This window comes from Anaerostipes sp., assembly GCF_018381315.1.
Taxonomy (GTDB): Bacteria; Bacillota; Clostridia; order Lachnospirales; family Lachnospiraceae; genus Anaerostipes.
On sequence record NZ_JAGZSD010000011.1, the window covers coordinates 58,556 to 77,266 of the forward strand.

General features: G+C 45.5%; 14 protein-coding genes. 13 read left to right on the forward strand and 1 reads right to left on the reverse strand.

Going from position 1 to position 18,711, the window contains the following annotated elements; genetic code table 11:
- Nucleotides 1-54: 54 nt before the first annotated feature.
- Nucleotides 55-585 carry an ECF transporter S component gene (locus tag KH180_RS10025; protein ID WP_290759852.1) on the reverse strand — a complete coding sequence of 177 codons (531 nt, stop codon included), beginning with the start codon at nucleotides 583-585 and terminating at the stop codon, nucleotides 55-57.
- Between the two features lie 170 nt (nucleotides 586-755).
- On the opposite strand from KH180_RS10025, the gene KH180_RS10030 reads away from it, so the two are divergent.
- The 13 genes from KH180_RS10030 to obgE all read left to right on the forward strand — a co-directional run bounded on the left by KH180_RS10030 (nucleotide 756) and on the right by obgE (nucleotide 18,702).
- Nucleotides 756-3,044, forward strand: a complete 2,289-nt coding sequence (locus KH180_RS10030; RefSeq protein ID WP_290759854.1) for a hydratase — start codon at nucleotides 756-758, stop codon at nucleotides 3,042-3,044.
- Nucleotides 3,045-3,056: 12 nt separating this feature from the next.
- Nucleotides 3,057-4,541, forward strand: coding sequence for a Na+/H+ antiporter NhaC family protein (locus KH180_RS10035; protein ID WP_290759856.1), 1,485 nt, complete (start codon nucleotides 3,057-3,059; stop codon nucleotides 4,539-4,541).
- A gap of 10 nt (nucleotides 4,542-4,551) precedes the next feature.
- Nucleotides 4,552-5,484, forward strand: coding sequence for an AAA family ATPase (locus tag KH180_RS10040; protein ID WP_290759858.1), 933 nt, complete (start codon nucleotides 4,552-4,554; stop codon nucleotides 5,482-5,484).
- 9 nt (nucleotides 5,485-5,493) lie between these two features.
- The gene (locus KH180_RS10045) at nucleotides 5,494-6,486 is read left to right on the forward strand and encodes a DUF58 domain-containing protein (protein ID WP_290759860.1); all 993 of its coding nucleotides are present in this window, start codon (nucleotides 5,494-5,496) and stop codon (nucleotides 6,484-6,486) included.
- 54 nt (nucleotides 6,487-6,540) lie between these two features.
- Complete coding sequence (locus tag KH180_RS10050) at nucleotides 6,541-8,583, forward strand: transglutaminase-like domain-containing protein (RefSeq protein ID WP_290759862.1); 2,043 nt, start codon at nucleotides 6,541-6,543, stop codon at nucleotides 8,581-8,583.
- Nucleotides 8,584-8,702: 119 nt separating this feature from the next.
- Nucleotides 8,703-9,164, forward strand: coding sequence for a C40 family peptidase (locus tag KH180_RS10055; RefSeq protein WP_290759864.1), 462 nt, complete (start codon nucleotides 8,703-8,705; stop codon nucleotides 9,162-9,164).
- A 297-nt stretch (nucleotides 9,165-9,461) separates the two neighbouring features.
- A complete protein-coding gene (locus KH180_RS10060) occupies nucleotides 9,462-13,820 on the forward strand; it encodes a PAS domain-containing hybrid sensor histidine kinase/response regulator (RefSeq protein WP_290759866.1) in 4,359 nt (1,452 codons plus the stop codon).
- Nucleotides 13,821-13,925: 105 nt separating this feature from the next.
- Complete coding sequence (gene fabV / locus KH180_RS10065; RefSeq protein WP_290759868.1) at nucleotides 13,926-15,122, forward strand: enoyl-ACP reductase FabV; 1,197 nt, start codon at nucleotides 13,926-13,928, stop codon at nucleotides 15,120-15,122.
- A 5-nt stretch (nucleotides 15,123-15,127) separates the two neighbouring features.
- A complete protein-coding gene (locus KH180_RS10070; RefSeq protein WP_290759869.1) occupies nucleotides 15,128-16,261 on the forward strand; it encodes a ribonuclease E/G in 1,134 nt (377 codons plus the stop codon).
- Nucleotides 16,262-16,381: 120 nt separating this feature from the next.
- Complete coding sequence (gene rplU, locus KH180_RS10075; protein WP_290759871.1) at nucleotides 16,382-16,690, forward strand: 50S ribosomal protein L21; 309 nt, start codon at nucleotides 16,382-16,384, stop codon at nucleotides 16,688-16,690.
- A gap of 15 nt (nucleotides 16,691-16,705) precedes the next feature.
- Nucleotides 16,706-17,032: a ribosomal-processing cysteine protease Prp gene (locus KH180_RS10080; RefSeq protein ID WP_290759873.1), complete on the forward strand. Its 327-nt coding sequence runs from the start codon at nucleotides 16,706-16,708 to the stop codon at nucleotides 17,030-17,032.
- A 4-nt stretch (nucleotides 17,033-17,036) separates the two neighbouring features.
- On the forward strand, nucleotides 17,037-17,318 hold the full coding sequence (gene rpmA, locus KH180_RS10085; protein WP_290759874.1) for a 50S ribosomal protein L27: 282 nt from the start codon (nucleotides 17,037-17,039) through the stop codon (nucleotides 17,316-17,318).
- A gap of 100 nt (nucleotides 17,319-17,418) precedes the next feature.
- On the forward strand, nucleotides 17,419-18,702 hold the full coding sequence (obgE, locus tag KH180_RS10090) for a GTPase ObgE (protein WP_290759876.1): 1,284 nt from the start codon (nucleotides 17,419-17,421) through the stop codon (nucleotides 18,700-18,702).
- The last annotated feature ends 9 nt before the right edge of the window (nucleotides 18,703-18,711 follow it).

Below are 18,711 nucleotides of genomic sequence, written 5' to 3' on the forward strand. Positions count from 1 at the left end.
CGCACAAAGCCTGAAAGTTCCTCAAAGAGTGAGGAGCCTTCAGGCTTTGTTTATTTACTCATGGTTCATACATAATTTTGCGCGCTTGATATCAGGAACTGCAGTTAAGATAGGAAGCAGGATCGCTGCCACTACCAATCCGGAGCATCCCTGAATCGCATTGGAAGGAACACTCAACAGTGCCGGGCCCACGCCCTCTGTGATATAAGAGTGGATAAAATAGCCGGCAACCACGAAGAAAATGTCCGCCAGTCCGCAGGGAATCATAGCGATCAGATCCTTCACTCCATGATTTGTAAGGGCTTTGTAGAGAACGGCTGCAGTCAGCGCCACCAGGAACTTGACAATAAAGGTAGTTGGCGCATAGTAGGCATAGCCGGAAAAAATATCAGCAAAGGCAGAGCCGATTCCGGCAGCAAGAGAACCGTATTTTTTGCCAAGTATCACTCCGCTTAAAATAACGAAGGCGTCACCCAGATGGATATATCCGTGGGTGGCAGGTGTGGGAATCTGGATGACCATGGTGCCTACACAGCACAGTGCTGTAAAAAGAGCAGTATATACAAGTTTTTTTGTTTGATTCATAATATCATTCCTCCTCGATTAAAATCATATCATTCATTTTCATTTATCTTAATAAAAAAGTGGTATTGATAAAAATGCCAGATATAAAGTTTTTAATGGTGCCAGCTTATTTTTCTTTCCTAAAACAGCATCTTATGATATAATCTCCTAAAAAGATTCAGGAGGAAAGTATGATTAATTTGTATGAAAAAGGTGCATTTTTAGTAGACGGCACCGAACTTGTAGATGAAAATAACACAGAACGATTAAACCAGCTTACAGGGACTGCCCCATCAAAAGAAGAAGCAAAACAGAATACGATCGCATATGGAATTTTAAAGAACCATAATACATCTGACAGCATGGACAAGCTGAAGATCAAATTTGATACATTGACATCCCATGATATAACATTTGTTGGGATCATTCAGACTGCAAGGGCATCAGGGATCGAAAAGTTCCCGGTTCCTTATGTACTTACCAACTGCCACAACAGCCTTTGTGCCGTAGGCGGAACGATCAACGAAGATGACCATATGTTCGGCCTGACTGCTGCTAAGCGTTACGGCGGTATGTATGTACCTCCTCATCAGGCGGTAATTCATCAGTTTGCAAGGGAAATGCTCGCTGGTGGCGGAAAGATGATCCTTGGATCTGACAGCCATACAAGATACGGAGCGCTGGGAACCATGGCCATGGGAGAAGGCGGACCGGAGCTTGTAAAACAGCTGCTCAGCCGTACTTATGATATCAATATGCCTTCTGTTGTAGGTGTTTATCTTACCGGTAAGCCTGAAAAAGGGGTGGGGCCTCAGGATGTGGCTCTGGCTATTATTGGTGCCGTATTTGACTGCGGATATGTAAACAACAAGGTGATGGAGTTTGTAGGACCGGGAGTTGCAAATCTTTCAGCAGATTTCAGAATCGGCATTGACGTAATGACGACAGAGACAACCTGTCTTTCTTCTATATGGAAGACAGATGATACCATCAGGGAATTTTATGAGATCCACGGCAGGGAAAAGGACTACAAAGAATTAAATCCTGGTGCCGTAGCATACTATGACGGAATGGTAGAAGTGGATTTATCTAAAATTAAACCGATGATCGCCATGCCGTTCCATCCAAGCAACACCTATACAATAGAAGAAGTCAATGCGAATCTGAATGACGTATTGGCAGAGGTGGAAAAACGTGCCCTGGTAAGTCTTGACGGAGCTGTAGATTATTCTCTTCAGGACAAGATCAAGGACGGCAGACTGTATGTAGATCAGGGAATTATTGCAGGATGTGCCGGAGGCGGATATGAAAATATCTGTGAAGCAGCCAATATCTTAAAGGGATCCAGCATTGGTTCTGATGAGTTTACTCTGAGTGTTTACCCTGCAAGTACACCGATCTTTATGGAACTTGTAAAGAACGGTGCGGTAGCAGATCTCATGGCTACAGGAGCCGTTGTGAAAACAGCATTCTGCGGACCGTGCTTCGGAGCAGGTGATACTCCTGCCAATAATGCATTCAGCATCCGCCACTCTACAAGGAACTTCCCGAACAGAGAAGGCTCTAAGCTTCAGAGCGGACAGATTGCATCTGTGGCACTGATGGATGCCAGATCCATCGCAGCTACCGCAGCAAACAAAGGATACCTGACGCCTGCAACCGACGTAGATGCTGACTTTAACGTTCCGAAATACTTCTTTGACAAGACAATTTATGAAAACCGTGTATTTGACAGCAAGGGTGCGGCAGATTCTTCTGTGGAAGTTCAGTTTGGACCGAATATCAAGGACTGGCCTCAGATGTCCGCGCTTCCTGAGAATCTTGTCTTAAAGGTAGTGTCTGAGATCCACGATCCGGTGACTACAACGGATGAGCTGATCCCGTCCGGGGAGACTTCCTCATACCGCTCTAATCCTCTTGGGCTTGCAGAGTTTACACTGTCCAGAAAAGATCCTGCATATGTAGGGCTTGCAAAAGAGATCCAGAAGGGACAGAAGGCTATTGAGGCTGGAACCTGTCCGCTGGATGCAGTGGAGGAATTAAAGCCTGTTATGGAGGCTGTCAATAAAAAGTTCCCGGAAGCCGGAGAAGGCAATCTGGGAATCGGAAGCACAATTTTTGCAGTGAAGCCCGGAGACGGTTCCGCCAGGGAACAGGCGGCTTCCTGCCAGAAGGTACTGGGCGGATGGGCTAATATTGCAAACGGATACGCCACAAAACGCTACCGCTCTAACCTGATCAACTGGGGAATGCTTCCGCTGACGATTGAAGAAGGAGAGCTTCCTTTTAAGAATAAAGATTACTTATTCCTTCCGGGCATCAGAGAGGCAGTGGAGAACAAGGACAGCAAGATCCGGGCTTTTGTGGTGAGAGACGGAGATTTGAACGAATTTGAGCTGACCTTGGGAGAACTTACAGATGACGAGAGAGAGATCATCCTGAAGGGATGCCTGATTAATTACTATAAAGAGGAGAACTAAGGAGCAGCATAAATGATCGGAACTATTTGGGCGCTGGTGCCGCCCATCATTGCCATTGGACTGGCATTGATCACAAAAGAGGTTTATCTTTCCCTGATGGTGGGGATTGCTTCCGGGGCTTTAATGTTTGAACATTTTCAGCCTGTGGAAGCAATGAATACCATATTTGAAATTATGACCGGAAAAATCGGGAGCAACTGCGACATCCTGATTTTTCTTGTGATGCTGGGTATCTTAGTTGCCCTGATCACCAAATCCGGAGCTTCCCGGGCCTATGGAAAATGGGCGTTAAAGGCGATTAAGTCAAAGAGACAGGCTATGTTTGCAACGTCTCTGCTGGGAACCGTTATTTTTGTGGATGATTATTTCAACTGTCTGACTGTTGGAACCGTCATGAAGCCCATAACAGACAAATATAAGGTCACAAGGGCCAAGCTTGCGTATGTGATTGACGCCACTGCAGCGCCGATCTGTATTATAGCCCCGATTTCCAGCTGGGCAGCAGCTGTGGGATCATCTCTGCCGGAGGGAAGCAGCATTGATGGATTCTCACTGTTTGTGAGAGCCATCCCGTTTAATTATTATGCGCTTCTGACGCTGGTGTTCCTCATCTTTTTGATTATCCTTAATGTGGATTTTTCCAAGATGAAGCAGTATGAGGAGGAGAAGGGAAATGAGACCCACGACCAGAAGCATGAAGCAGATGTCCCGGTTGTGGGAAGGGGCCAGGTAAAGGATCTGATCCTGCCCATTCTGTTTCTGATTGCATCCTGTATCGGTTTTATGCTTTACACAGGCGGATTTTTCCAGGGCAAAGATATTATATCTGCCCTGTCCGGCTGCAACAGCGGCAGAAGTCTGGTGCTTGGATCTTTTTCAACACTTATTTTTACTTTCCTTTTATATATTCCGAGAAAGGTAGTAGCGTTTGTGGATTTTTGCGGAAGCTTCAGCCAGGGATTTAAGTCTATGACTTCAGCCATTATGATTTTGTGTCTGGCATGGACGCTTTCCGGTATCTGCGGAGATGAGTATTTGAGGATCGGACAGTTTGTCAGCGGAGTCATCAGCGGCAATACATCTGCCACTGCAGTTCTGCCGGCTCTGTTTTTCCTGGCCGCGCTGGGGCTTTCTTTTGCCACCGGAACTTCATGGGGTACCTTCGGAATTCTGATTCCGATCTCAGTAGCGGTTGTGGGCAGTGATATTTCAATGCTGCCTTTGCTTGTGGGATCCATTTTGTCTGGAGCTGTATGCGGGGATCATATCTCCCCGATTTCGGATACGACCATTTTGGCTTCTGCGGGGGCCGGATGCCGACATATCGATCATGTATCCACCCAGATGCCTTATGCATTTATTGTTGCAGGGTGTGCGGTGATCGGCTATCTGACGGCAGGAGCCTTAGGAAACGGATTTTTAGGGCTGGCTGTTGCGGCCGGAGCACTTGCAGTGGCTATGGCTTCCATTGTTTGGAACGTAAAGAAAAAGGCTTAGAGGTGATGTGATGAGCAATTTGGCCGGAAGGGCGATTGAGGAAATAGGAAAAGTAATCATCGGAAAAGAGCATATCACGAGACAGGTGATGACGGCCATTTTAGCCAATGGCCATATTCTCATCGAGGATATACCTGGAGTGGGAAAAACTACGCTTGCTATTGCATTTTCCAAGGTGCTGGGGCTTGATTATCAGCGGATACAGTTTACCCCGGATGTGATGCCTGCGGATATTGCCGGCTTTTCAGTCTATAAGCAGGGCAGCGAATCCTTTGAATATCAAAGAGGAGCGGCAATCACCAATCTTCTTCTGGCAGATGAGATCAACCGTACCTCCCCCAAAACTCAGTCAGCTCTTCTGGAGGCTATGGAGGAAGGAAAGATCACTGTGGACGGGGTGACGAGAGAACTGCCGGATCCATATGTGGTCATTGCCACACAGAACCCGCTTGGAGCTGTGGGAACCCATTCCCTCCCTGAGGCCCAGCTGGACCGGTTTATGATCCGTATTTCTATGGGCTACCCTGACAGGGAGAGCGAGATTGCCATGCTGAAGCAGGAAAGAGTGAATGTGGCGATTGACTCACTGACAGAGATCATTAAAATCACAGACCTGATTTTAATGAAGCAGCAGGCAGAGAGGGTATATGTCCATGAAGATTTATACCGGTATATTGTCGATATTGCCGGTGCCACAAGAAATCATCCCGACCTGGATATGGGAATCAGCCCAAGGGGGACGATCTCTCTGCTGCAGATGGCCAAAGCAAATGCCTACCTGGATGAAAGGGACTACATGGTTCCGGGTGACATCAAAGATATTTTTTATGCCACGTCGGCGCACAGAGTTGTAAAGAGTAAAGAGGCAAGGATCAAGCGCAAGACTGTAAGGGAGATTCTGGAATCCATAGCAGAAGGAATTCCTGTCCCTGAAAGCAGATAAGGAGCGGCCATGATTATCGGAATCATCTTCCTGAGCATGATTTATGTTATTCTATATCAAGATATCATCGGAGGATGCCTGCTGGCATCCTTATTTGTTTTTGTTTTTATTTCCTGGCTGGCTGTCCGCAGGAAGGCATCAAAGCTCAGGGTAAAAGTATCTTTGGAGCCAAAAGCGGCGTCCAGAAACGAGGAGATTCTTTTAAAAGGGGATTTTACCGGGATCCGGTGTCTGGATGCAGTGGAGTGTGAAGTTACCTATCAGGTGCGCTACTGGCTTATGGGGCAGAAAAAGGTGAAAAAAGAGAGGTTTGAGTATGCCGGCAGAGGCGGGAGTGGATTTCAGATTCCTCTGAAGATTGATCATTGTGATGAGGTGCATGTCACAGTGGCAAAAATCCGTATGAGAGATATGACGGGGCTGTTTTGGGCGGAAAAGTTTGTGAAAGCCAGGGCCGGAGCGCTTATCATGCCGGATGCATATCCATTGGGATTGATGTTTGACAGGGCAGTAGAAGCAAAAACAAAAAATCAATATGAGTATGACGGGCTGAAGGAGTATCATCCTGGAGATAAGAGTTCCAGGATCCATTGGAAACTGCTTGCGGGGAAAAATCTGCTGATGGTCAAAGATATGGAAGATGAAAAGGAAGAAAAGCTTATTCTCAGGCTGAGTCTGCCGGAGCTGGAAGATGCTTTTGACGATTTTTTTACCGTATTTTATTCTGTATCAAAGTTTTTTCTGGAGCAGGAAATGCCTCAGACGGTCCGCTGGGGAACAAGAGAATTTTATTTGGAGCGCTATCAGCAATATGAGGAATTATTCGGAGAGATGTTTGCCTCAGATTTTGATGAGTATTCCGGAAATGGGGAACATGAAGGAATCCATATTTTCATGAGACCCGGAGAGCCGGATTTAATCTATGTGGAAACGGGGACAGAGACAAATACAGTTGGCCGAAACGGGCTGGAACAGGGAATCTATGATTTGGAATTATTCTGAAATCAGGCTGCAGAAATATGCAGGCATACATAAATTTTATAGGGGTATTTTTATATGAAGGAAAAATTAGAACCATATATTAAATACATATTTCTCAGCATCATATTTTTGGGCCTGACGGACAGCGTTTTTGTAGGCTTTTTTACGAGAGCCTTTCAGTATTATCTGCTTTGTTCCGGTGTGGCGATCCTGACAGCTTTGTGTGTCTTTTTGGAGAGATATCCGAAGGCGGTCTGGGGGGTTCTGGCTTTTGCGGCAGCTGCCGCTTTCTTCCTGCGGGGTGCACTGGCGAACGGCTTTCAGGTAATCAGCAACAGGATGGCTGATGCCGTTAACAAAGTGTATGACATGGGATTTTATTATTACGTGGATATACAGGCAGAATATACAAGAAGGGACAGTATCCTGCTGATCCTTCTGCTGTTTCTTCTGGGCAGTGTATTGTTTCATCTGCTGGCCAGAAAAACAAAGGTGCTTGTAGCCGCAGTATCAGCTGTTGAAGCATGTCTGCTGATTCTGACACCTTATTCCATTACAGGGCCCTTTCTGCTGTTTTTATGCGGGATTGCCGGGTATGGATTCTGGATGCGCCGAAAAAGGTACAGCGCAGCAGTGATCTCAGGATGTCTGCTCCTGGGTGCGGTAGCTGCATCTGGAATTGTGGGGGAGCCTGTCAGCAGCAATCCGCTCAAGGAGACTGCTTTAGAGTTTGTAAGGCTCGTATCCCAGGGCAGGGATTATCAGGTGGCCGGAGGCATTGGAAGCGGCGATATCGGAAAAATCGGGTCCGTGTCGCCGCGGGGGACGAATCTGTTTAAGGTCCGGCTTTCACAGTCCAGGACACTGTATCTGAAGGGATTTACAAGCGGCATCTATGAGAACGGCATGTGGAAGAAAGAGAAGAAGGATGCAAAAGTAATTCTTGGAGAGAACAGTCTGGATCTTCCATTTCAGTTTTTTGACCTGAAGATTCCGGAACTTTCTCTGGAACTGTTGGACACAGGACTTCAGGGGAAGGCAGAAAGAGCAGAGATCACCTATCAGAAATTTACTGATGATTACTACCTGTGGCCTTATTTCAGCAATATTTCACCTGAAAAAGGCAGGTATTACGGTGACCTGAACATCGCCAGGACAAGCCGCAGGGAGAAAGAAACACTGATGTATTATCCTGTGCCGCTGGAAAGTATGCTGAAAGCGGATGGAAGGATTACAGACGCCCTGCTGGACGGTCAGACCGGCGATGTCACACTGGAGAGGGAGTATTTTCAGGCCATGGATTCTTATAATCAGTATGCAGCCAGTCAGTACACCAAAGTTCCAAAAGATCTAAAGAAAAAGCTGCAAAAGAAGTTTCCGGAACTCAATTCAGTGGTCTCAACTCGGAAAAAGGCCGGGATCATACAGGAGCTTTTAAAGAAAAATTATCGTTATACAAGTGATTCCGGTGTTACACCGGATGGAGAGGATCCTATCTGGTATTTTTTGAATGAGAATAAGAAGGGGTATTGTACCCAGTATGCTTCCGCTGCAGTTATGATGTTCAGGACAGCGGGTATTCCGTGCCGTTATGTAGAAGGGTACCGGATTGACAAGCAAAAATTCCAAAAGAATAATACTGCCCAGGTTACGGACTTTTATGCTCATGCGTGGCCGGAAATTTACATAGAGAATGCAGGATGGGTCCCTGTGGAAGTGACAAACACCAGAAGCCTTCTGGCAGAACAGGAGCAGGCAAAGGAGGAGCCGTCCGGAACTTTGGACCGCAGAGTGGGCTTTATGGAAAAAAATATGGTCCTCCAGAGCCTGATCGTATTGTTTATATCTCTTTGCGTAATTGTTACAATTGTTAAAATTATAAAGGAAATTTTACGGTATCGGAAATGGAGAATGAGCTCCAATAAGGAGAAAGTCATAGTTTATCAAAATTTAATAAATTCTCTGACAGAGGGAAAGAACTTAGACGAAAAACATTATTTAATCTTTGAAAAAGCTCGAAATATCACGGAAAAAGCCAGGTTCAGCCAGCATGAGATCACAGATGAGGAGCTAAGGTTTGTGAAGAGATTTGTCGATATTTTAAAGAAAAAAATATAAATGTTACACAAATGTTAAAAAACTCTTGACAATTTCATTACACATAAGCTACAATAGCAACAGTGAAAGAAATACATGAAATATTATTGTAGCATTTGAAATGATGAGTAGGAGAGCACATGAAACGTTTAGTAGTAAAAGCACTGGTAGTCGTAATGCTCACTGTCGTGGGATGTTCCACAATCGGGGGAACAAGAGAGGCAGAAGCTGCTTCTAATAAAGGACAAAAAGTAGTAAACTATGCAAAACGCTTTGTAGGTAATAAATATAAATATGGCGGAACCAGCCTGACAAGAGGGGCTGACTGCTCCGGATACGTAATGTCTGTATACAGAAAGTTCGGCAAAAGACTTCCGCATTCTTCTTATGGAATGAGAAAAGTCGGAAAGAAAGTCAAAGGCGGCATCAAAAAAGCCAAGCCGGGAGATATCATCTGCTACAGCGGACACGTAGCTATCTACATGGGAAAGAATAAAATTGTTCATGCCAGCAATTCAGCACCTTATCCAAGAGGAGGAATCAAAATTTCTCCCAATGCAAAATACAGAAAGATTGTAGCAGTAAGAAGAGTTGTAAAGTAGAATACATACATATTATAAAGTAATAAAGTTGCCGTATCGGTCAGAATTCATGCCGATACGGCTTTTTTATTTCATGGGAAAGTGCGTCCCATGAAATAAAAAGCACTCCGTGCAGGATGCGCACAAATGCATAGAGAATTTATTTGTCTGGAAAGCTGAATTGCAGTGTAATCTTCATTGCACTTTTTCGGTGCCTATGGTAAAATTAATTAATATATATATGGACAGAGTTAGTGCGGAATGAGCGGGGTTATTCCTGTCTAATGTTAAGGATCAGTCGCAAAGGTGGTGCTGTCAATGGAGAAAAAAGAATTTATGGAGAAGCAGGGGACGGCAGGGAGGACACTGCAAGTGCTGAGAGAGAAAGCAGAGCAGGCTCTGAGCGGTATTCCGGGCGGATTGTGTGTATACTATCTGGAAGACGGTCAAGTTTATTCAGTATTTTGCAGCCCTGCATTTTACGAAGTGCTGGGGTACTCTGACGGGCATATTTCTGAGGTCATGCAGACAGAACAGGGCCTGACATTTTCGGGAGTTCACAAAGAGGATGTCCCTGAACTGCAGGAAAAAGTAAATCAATTATTACATGAGGGTACAGCTTTATCTCATACCTGCCGTATATTTCATGACAAAAAGGGGATATACAGATGGATCCATATGGATGGGGCCATGGGGCGCAGAGAAGACAGAGGGGTGCTCTTTTATATTGTCTTCAGTGACGTGAGCAGCCGGATCCAGACGGAAGAAGAACTGATGCATGCCAATGCAAAAATGCAGGATATCATAAATGCAATCCCGGGAGGCGTTGCCGTCTACAAAGTCTCAGATATCTTTGAGACTGTTTATTTTTCAGACGGAGTACCTGAGCTGTCCGGTTATACGGTGGAAGAGTACAGGAAGCTTATCAAGAAAGATGCCGCTGATATGACCTACTGGGAAGACAAGGACATGGTTGTATCCAAGGCGGCGGAAGTTATCCAAAGCCGGGGTGTATCTGAGTTTGAATTTCGTAAGCAGCACCGGGACGGGCATATTGTATGGGTACATATCCATATTAAATGGATCGGGGAGGAAGATGGATGTCCTCTGCTTCACTGTGTGTTCCACAACATCACCGGCCTGAAACAGATACAGTTGGAAAAAGATCATCTGATCAATTCGATCCCCGGAGGTATTGCCAGTTACCGTGTGGAAGGGGAACGCTTTATTGCTGAGTTTTTTTCAGAGGGTGTCATGGCACTTTCGGGCCATACGAGGAAAGAATATGAGGATATAGTGAAATATGACGCACTGGACGTCATCTATGCCCCTGACAGAAAAAGAGTGCTGGAGGCAACAAAGACGGCTTTGGTCAGCGGGGAAGTGCTGGATGTCTCATATAGGATTTACCACAAAGACGGGCATTTGATCTGGATTCATTTAAATGGAAGGCGCATGGGTCCGCTGTCAAAAACAACAAGATTTTATGCTGTTTTTACGGGCATGTCGGCTGAGACACGGCTGTTTCAGAGTATCGCCAATGAGACGGCTGACGGAATCTATGTCATAGAAAAGGAAAACTATGATCTTCTCTATGCCAATGAATCTACCCATCTTTTTATGAATGGGAAAGACTGTGTCGGCCAGAAGTGTTATAAAGCCCTGCATGGAAATGACAGGCCCTGCAGTTTCTGCCAGATAAAAAGATATGCAGCAGAGAGCGGCGAGCACGAGATGAAGATACCTGGTTCCGACAGAGTATACACTGCGCATTTCAGGGAGACAGACTGGAATGGGATTCCTGCATATATTCAGTACGTACATGATGTAACAGAGGAAGTTACTACACGAAGGGAGAAAGAACGTCTGGAAATGTATTTTCAGACGATCATAAAAAATCTGCCGGGAGGCATTTCCGTTATTCGGTGTGAACCGGATGGAACCCTGGTCTCAGAATTTATTTCTGAGGGCTATGCCGCTATGACTCATATGACAGTAGAAGAAGCTGAGAAAATGTATGAAAAGGATATCCTGGCAGGGATTTGTCCGGATGATGTCAAAGGCATCCGGGAGAAGCTTCAGCGCTATATTAATGAGGGGGAAGGAAACTGTGAACTGACAGCGCGTGTCATGCTGGGAGACGGAGGATATATCTGGGTCAAATGCATGCTGTCCCTGCTGCGGGCAGACGATGGGGTTGTCAGGCTGTATGCAGTCTATACGGATATCACTCAGTCAGTGGAAGAACAGGAGAAAATCCGCAGTCAGTATAAGGATTTAATCCTTCAGCATTACCGGACTCCGGGACCGAATGCACTGGTTGTGGGGCACTGCAACATTACTCGGAGTAAAATTCTGGATATCATTGATTATACAGACTCAGATCTGCTGAAAACATTCGGCGATGACAGGCAGCGTTTCTTTACTGGTTTGTCAGGCCTGATTGTGGATGGGAAGGAACAAAGGGAATTTCTCGAAACTTATCTGAATGAACCGGCGTTAAAAGCTTTTGAGGAAGGAAAACTGGAACGCCAGATGGAGTGTTTTGTCCGGTTTCCGAAGGATTCTAGAGGCAGGTATGTACAGGTTAAGATGCATATGGTGGCAACACCTGACAGCGGCGATGTCACGGGGATTCTTACTGTCACAGATATTACAGAACAGGCAATTTCAGACCGTATCCTTCATCAGCTGTCTGTAACAGGCTGTGACCTGGTAGTGGATGTAGATCTGACAAATGACACCTATTCCATCCTTTCATCCAGAGAAGCTTCATGCTGTGTGCCTCCTGTCAAAGGCTGCCACTCTGAATGGACGGAACTTATGCTTCAGACAAGGGTTGTGCCGAGGGACAAAGAACAGTATAAAAGAGGGCTGGATCCGGCAGAGATGTATAAGAAGCTTGAGAGGCAGGGATCCTATACCTTTGCTTTTTCTGTCATGGATGACAATGGGGATATCAGGACAAAAAATATGACAGTTTCAGCAGTGGACCTTAGACTGGGAAGGGTATGTCTGTCAAGAAGTGATATTACAGATTCTATCCGGGAACAGCAGGGCCTGCTTCATATGATTGCTTATACATTTGAACTGGCTGCGTTTATTGATATTGGGAGCAGAAATCTGACTCTGTATACAAGAGAAATCGTTCTTGAGAATCTTCCTGCATTTTTCATTGATCATTATGATGAGGCGATTCTAAGATTTGTTAATCAGCATGGATCAGAGGAAAATCTTTCAGAGGACTGTCGGCAGTTCCAGATTCCAACCATGATAGAGCGGCTGGAAGAACAGCCTAACGGGTATGATTTTTTGTTTTCATATCAGGATGAGGCCGGGGAACGGTATAAGCAGATTAATGTCCTGTGGGGGGATGTAAATCATCGGACTCTGTGTCTGGTAAGGGCTGATGTGACCGATATGCTGGCGGCGGAGAGAAGGACGAAAAAGGACCTGGAAGACGCATTGTCGTTTGCAGAAGAGGCGAACAAAGCAAAGAGTGATTTTCTTTCTGCCATGAGCCATGATATCCGTACACCGATGAACGCTATTATGGGTATGACAACGCTGGCATCTGCCTTTCTGGATGACAAAGAGCGGGTGAAAGACTGTCTTCATAAAATAGCCATTTCTTCAAATCATCTTCTCAGCCTGATTAATGACATTCTGGATATGAGTAAAATTGAGCGCTCTCAGATCAATCTGAACAGTGATAAGGTTTTTCTGCCTGAGCTGATGGAGCAGATTTCTGCTATCATCAAGTCTCAGACGGAAGATAAGGGGATTGAGTTTCGGATGCGTACAAAGAATATTTCCAAGAAGTCTTTTTACGGGGATGCTCTGCGCATTAACCAGATTTTAATCAATATTTTAAGCAACGCCATTAAGTTCACGGAAAAAGGCGGAAGTGTTGAATTTACAACTGAAGAGATCAATATTCCGGAGAAGAAAGGCCGCGTCCGGTACCTGTTTACAGTCAGAGATACAGGGATCGGAATGCCAAAAGAATTTCTTGAGCATGTCTTTGAACCATTTACCCGCAGCAGCAATGCCGCGCGTATTGAGGGCACAGGCCTTGGACTCAGCATCACAAAGGGCCTGGTTGATCTGATGGAAGGGAATATAACGGTTGAGAGCCGGATTGGCGCCGGATCTGTTTTTGAAGCAGAATTAGAGTTTGATGCAGCACAGGCCGCCGGTGAGCCGCCAGCAGGAATGGATTCGGAATTCTCATCCGTATCAGACGAGAAAATGTTTGCAGGACGCTGTTTTCTTGTGGCTGAGGACAATGCTATCAACGCAGAGATTCTGTGTGAACTGCTCCGGATGTGCGGTGCGGAATCTGTTCTTAAAACTGACGGGGCACAGGCGGTCCGGGCATTTCAGGAAGCAGAGGCGGGCACCTATGATGCAGTCTTAATGGATATCCAGATGCCTGAGATGAACGGGTATGAAGCTGCCCGCAGAATCAGAGAAATGGAACGGGCAGATGCAGTCCGGATACCGATTATTGCCATGACTGCCAATGCATTTGATGAAGATGTGCAGAATGCATATAAGGCAGGAATGAACGCCCATGTAGCAAAACCGATTGACCTGAACGTACTGAAAACTGCACTGCAGAGGAGCTTTCAAAAGGTGCCGGGAGGCCGGAGGGACATGGATGGAGAAAAATAAAATAATATGGAATGCCTGCTCAGAGCTTGGGGAAACTTGACAGTGTAAAAAGGAACGATTATAATTTTCAGTAATCGTTGAACTTGAAAAGTAAAGGAGATATACATGAAAATAAGTCCGAAAGTCCGGGAATTCCTGTGCCTTACCGCACATCCCCAGGGCTGTAGAAAAAATGTTGAAAATCAGATTACATATGTAAAGAATCACGTCAGCGGAAAGAACAGGCCGAAAAAGGTTCTGGTTATCGGTTCATCTACCGGATATGGACTGGCATCAAGAATTACCGCTGCATTCGGATGCGGGGCGGATACCCTGGGTGTCATGTTTGAGAGACCGGCAGCCGGAAAGCGTACAGCTACTGCCGGATGGTATAATACTGCTGCATTTGAACAGGCTGCAGCCAAAGAAGGATTATATGCAAAGACCGTAAATGGGGATGCATTTTCCAGAGAAGTAAAAGACCAGGTGATTGAGCTGATCAAGAAGGATTTCGGCAAGGTTGATGCCGTTATTTACAGCCTGGCTGCGCCGAGAAGAACTGCAGAGGACGGCACGGTTTACCAGTCAGTCCTGAAAACTACAGGGGATGACTTTACAAATAAGAATCTGAACCTTAAGGATAATACCATCAGTGAGAAAACCATTGAGGCTGCCACAAAAGAAGAGGTGGAAGCTACAGTGAAGGTCATGGGAGGAGAGGATTGGAAAGCTTGGATCCAGGCTCTCACCGATGCAGATGCCATTGAACAGGATGCAGTTACCTTTGCGTATTCTTATATTGGGCCGGAGCTTACCTATCCTATCTATTTTGAAGGAACAATCGGTGCTGCGAAGAAACACCTTCACAAGACAGCAGTTGAGATCAATGAGGAGTTTTCAAAAGAAGGGATCAAGGCCTATATATCTGTCAACAAAGGTCTGGTAACCCAGGCCAGCTCTGCGATTCCAATCGTTCCTCTTTACATGGCAGTGCTTTACCGTGTCATGAAAGAAAAAGGGCTGCATGAAGGCTGTATTGAACAGATCGTAAGACTCTTTCAGGAAAAGGATGTCTTTGGACAGGCACAGACAGATAAACAGGGACTGATCCGCCTGGATGACTGGGAACTTCGGCCGGAGGTTCAGGAAGAAGTGGAACGGCGCTGGGAAAAGGTGAATACTGAAAATGTTCAGGAGTATTCCGATATTGAAGGATATTGGGAAGATTTTTATCAGATGTTCGGTTTTGATATGGACGGAGTAGACTATGAAGAAGATCTTGACCCTTCAGTGGATATCCCCAGTATTTCCGGTGCAGAATAGTACATATGAATGAAGTAATCATCACGAGACGGCAGCAGCATATTGTCAGCGGCTGGCTTTTGGACGGGGAGTTTGTGGAATTTTCCTCGGAGCCTCTGGAAGAAGGAAGCCTTGTCGGAAATATTTATAAAGGCAAAATAAAAAATATTGTACCGAACATTAACGGGGCTTTTGTGGAGATTGACAGGGGCAGGCTTTGTTTTTATCCTTTGGATGAGCGCAGAAAGCCGGGCAAACTGAAAAACGAACAGGAAATCCTTATCCAGGTGAAGAAAGACGGGACTGACAAGAAAGAGCCGCTGGCCACGGAAAATATAGAGTTAACCGGAGAGTTCTTAGTACTGTCTTCAGACAGGCCCTTTGTGGGGATCTCCGGCAAGATCAGGGACAAAGCAAGAAGAGAAGAGTTAAAGAGTCTTGCCTCCGGCCTTGTGGCGGAGGATTACGGTTTTATTGTCCGCACAGAGGCTGCATGTGCTTCAGAGGAAGAGATTATTAGTGAAGCAGGAGCTTTGGCTGAGAGTTTTTTAAAAATCAGAGAAAAGCAGCAGTATTTAAAACCCTGTCAGCTGGCAGCCACGAATCAAAGCTTTTCGTCCCGTTATGTATTTGGCCTCATGCCGGGGCAGACAGACAGGATTATTTCTGACGACAGTGAGATCTGCAGGGAAGCACAGGATAATGGATACCAGGTCCGCTTTATGGAAAAGCAGGACCAGTCCATTGAGCGGGCATATCGGTTTTCCCACAGCCTGGAGGCTGCATTTCATACGAGAGTATGGCTGAAGTCGGGAGGATTTCTGATCATCGAGCGCACAGAAGCTATGACTGTAGTGGATGTAAATACAGGGAAGTCTATCGGCCGGGGCAAAAAAGAATCCCACATTATAAAAATCAACAGGGAGGCCGCACAAGAGACGGCAAGACAGATACGGCTCAGAAACTTATCCGGCATTGTCCTTGTGGATTTTATTGATATGAAGGAAAAAGAGGACGAGGACAGGCTTCTTTCTTATATGCAGTCCTGCCTGAACCGGGATTCAAAAAAGGCAGCGGCTGTGGATATGACGAAACTGGGGCTTATGGAGATCACGAGAAAAAAAGTAAGGAAACCCATTGAAAAAGAAGATTTCCTGTAAGAAAATTGCTTGACACAGAAAATATAAATTGTTATACTATACCAGTATGCCGCACAGCGAGGTATAAGAATCCTTATGGATCACCAAAGCTGGCGAGTTTGATTATAGGAGGTGCCATAGATGTACGCCATTATTGCAACAGGAGGAAAACAGTACAAAGTAAGCGAAGGTGATGTGATCAAAGTTGAAAAACTTGACGCAGAAGTCGGAGCAAAGATTACTTTTGATAATGTTTTATTAGTTGGTGGAGATACTGTAAAAGTAGGAACACCTAACGTAGACGGTGCAAAGGTTGAAGCTTCAGTTGTAAGCGAAGGCAAAGATAAAAAAGTCGTTGTTTACAAGTATAAGAGAAAAACCGGATACCATAAGAAAAATGGTCACAGACAGTTATTCACACAAGTCAAGATTGACAATATTGTTGGATAATCAAGGGCCGAGAGAATGACAGAGATTACATTCTACCGGGACCATAAAGGAAAGCCGGCCGGCTTTTCGGCAAAGAACCATACCGGATATGCCGAGGAAGGACAGGATATAGTCTGTGCTGCGGTTTCTGCATTGGTCATTAATTTCCTGAATTCTTTTGAACAGCTGACAGATGATGAAAGTACGCATCATGTATCTGAAGAGGATGCAGTGATCAGTTTTAAAGTTTCAGGGACATGTTCTGAAAAAGGACAGATATTATTAGATTCTCTGGTTCTTGGTATTACCAATATCGAGTCAGAGTATCATCGATATATTCACGTAGTATTTGAGGAGGTGTAAGACAATGATGAAAATGAACCTTCAATTTTTCGCTCATAAAAAGGGAATGGGTTCCACAAAGAACGGAAGAGATTCCGAGTCTAAGAGATTAGGTGCGAAGAGAGCTGACGGACAATTTGTAAAAGCTGGAAATATTCTTTACCGCCAGAGAGGAACAAGGATCCATCCGGGTGTCAACGTAGGACGCGGTGGTGATGATACATTATTTGCATTAGTAGATGGTATCGTTCGTTTCGAGAGAAAAGGCAGAGATAAGAAACAGTGTTCTGTACACCCAGTTGCATAAATTGTTGACATAAGTTTGTACAGGCAGACAGTTGAATGTTTAACGGCTTCAAATTTCACAATTTGGAGCCGTTTTTTTAAAGATAAGAAAGGAAAAGCCGATGTTTGCAGACAGAGCAAATATATATATCAGATCAGGAAAAGGCGGCAACGGACATGTGAGTTTCCGAAGAGAGCTTTATGTGCCCAACGGCGGTCCGGACGGCGGTGACGGCGGCCGCGGAGGCGATGTAATTTTCGCTGTTGACGAAGGAATGAATACTCTGGCAGATTACCGCCATAAACGAAAGTATAAGGCCGGAGACGGAGAAGAGGGCGGCAAGAGACGCTGCCACGGTGCTGACGGACAGGATATCGTGCTGAAAGTTCCGCCGGGCACGATTATAAAAGAGAAAGAAACAGGGAAAGTGATCCTTGATATGTCAAATAAAACCGAGCCGGTTGCGCTCTTAAAGGGCGGCCGCGGAGGAAAAGGAAACCAGCACTATGCCACTGCGGTGATGCAGGCACCTAAATATGCCCAGCCGGGCGGCAAATGCCAGGAACTTGAAGTGACTTTGGAACTGAAGGTGATCGCTGATGTGGGACTGGTAGGATTCCCGAATGTTGGAAAATCCACATTCCTGTCCAGAGTGACCAATGCAAGGCCGAAGATTGCGAACTATCATTTCACTACATTGAACCCAAATTTGGGAGTGGTTGATCTGGCAGGAGGCAAAGGATTTGTTATCGCGGATATACCGGGAATCATCGAAGGAGCATCAGAAGGAGTAGGGCTTGGTTTTGAGTTCCTCCGTCATATTGAACGGACCAAAGTGATGATTCACCTGGTGGATGCAGCTTCTGTGGAAGGAAGGGACCCTATTGCAGATATCAAAGCGATCAGCCGTGAACTGGAAAAATACAATTCAGAGATCCTTGAGAGACCCCAGGTTATTGCAGCGAATAAGATCGATGCTATGACAGAAGAGGACAGGGAAACCGTGATGGATCTGCTGTCAGAAGAGTTTGAAAAAGACGGCATCAAAGTATTTCCGATCTCCGCGGTTACCGGAGAAGGTGTCAAGGAACTTTTATGGCATGTGAGCAGGCTTTTGGACGAACTGCCGGAAGGTGCGACAGAGTTTGAGCAGGAGTATGACCTTTCATTTGAAGAAGAAGAGGGCGGCATCACCGTGGCAAATCCGGAAGAAGGAGTCTTTACAGTGGAAGGGCCGAAGGTAGAACGGATGCTTGGCTACACGAATTTGGAGTCTGAGCGCGGATTTGATTTCTTCCAGAAGTTCCTGAAACAAAACGGAGTTGTAAAAGAACTGGAGGCCCTTGGAATTGAAGAAGGGGACACCGTAAAGTTATATGATTTAGAGTTTGATTATTATAAGTAAGGAGAAGCA

Coding starts and splice junctions, on each gene's coding strand:
- rplU (WP_290759871.1), top strand. CDS start 16,382: ATGTACGCCATTATTGCAACAGGAGGAAAACAGTACAAAGTAAGCGAA.
- KH180_RS10040 (WP_290759858.1), top strand. CDS start 4,552: ATGAGCAATTTGGCCGGAAGGGCGATTGAGGAAATAGGAAAAGTAATC.
- KH180_RS10030 (WP_290759854.1), top strand. CDS start 756: ATGATTAATTTGTATGAAAAAGGTGCATTTTTAGTAGACGGCACCGAA.
- KH180_RS10060 (WP_290759866.1), top strand. CDS start 9,462: ATGGAGAAAAAAGAATTTATGGAGAAGCAGGGGACGGCAGGGAGGACA.
- rpmA (WP_290759874.1), top strand. CDS start 17,037: ATGATGAAAATGAACCTTCAATTTTTCGCTCATAAAAAGGGAATGGGT.
- obgE (WP_290759876.1), top strand. CDS start 17,419: ATGTTTGCAGACAGAGCAAATATATATATCAGATCAGGAAAAGGCGGC.
- KH180_RS10050 (WP_290759862.1), top strand. CDS start 6,541: ATGAAGGAAAAATTAGAACCATATATTAAATACATATTTCTCAGCATC.
- KH180_RS10035 (WP_290759856.1), top strand. CDS start 3,057: ATGATCGGAACTATTTGGGCGCTGGTGCCGCCCATCATTGCCATTGGA.
- KH180_RS10080 (WP_290759873.1), top strand. CDS start 16,706: ATGACAGAGATTACATTCTACCGGGACCATAAAGGAAAGCCGGCCGGC.
- KH180_RS10055 (WP_290759864.1), top strand. CDS start 8,703: ATGAAACGTTTAGTAGTAAAAGCACTGGTAGTCGTAATGCTCACTGTC.
- KH180_RS10025 (WP_290759852.1), bottom strand. CDS start 585: ATGAATCAAACAAAAAAACTTGTATATACTGCTCTTTTTACAGCACTG.
- KH180_RS10045 (WP_290759860.1), top strand. CDS start 5,494: ATGATTATCGGAATCATCTTCCTGAGCATGATTTATGTTATTCTATAT.
- KH180_RS10070 (WP_290759869.1), top strand. CDS start 15,128: ATGAATGAAGTAATCATCACGAGACGGCAGCAGCATATTGTCAGCGGC.
- fabV (WP_290759868.1), top strand. CDS start 13,926: ATGAAAATAAGTCCGAAAGTCCGGGAATTCCTGTGCCTTACCGCACAT.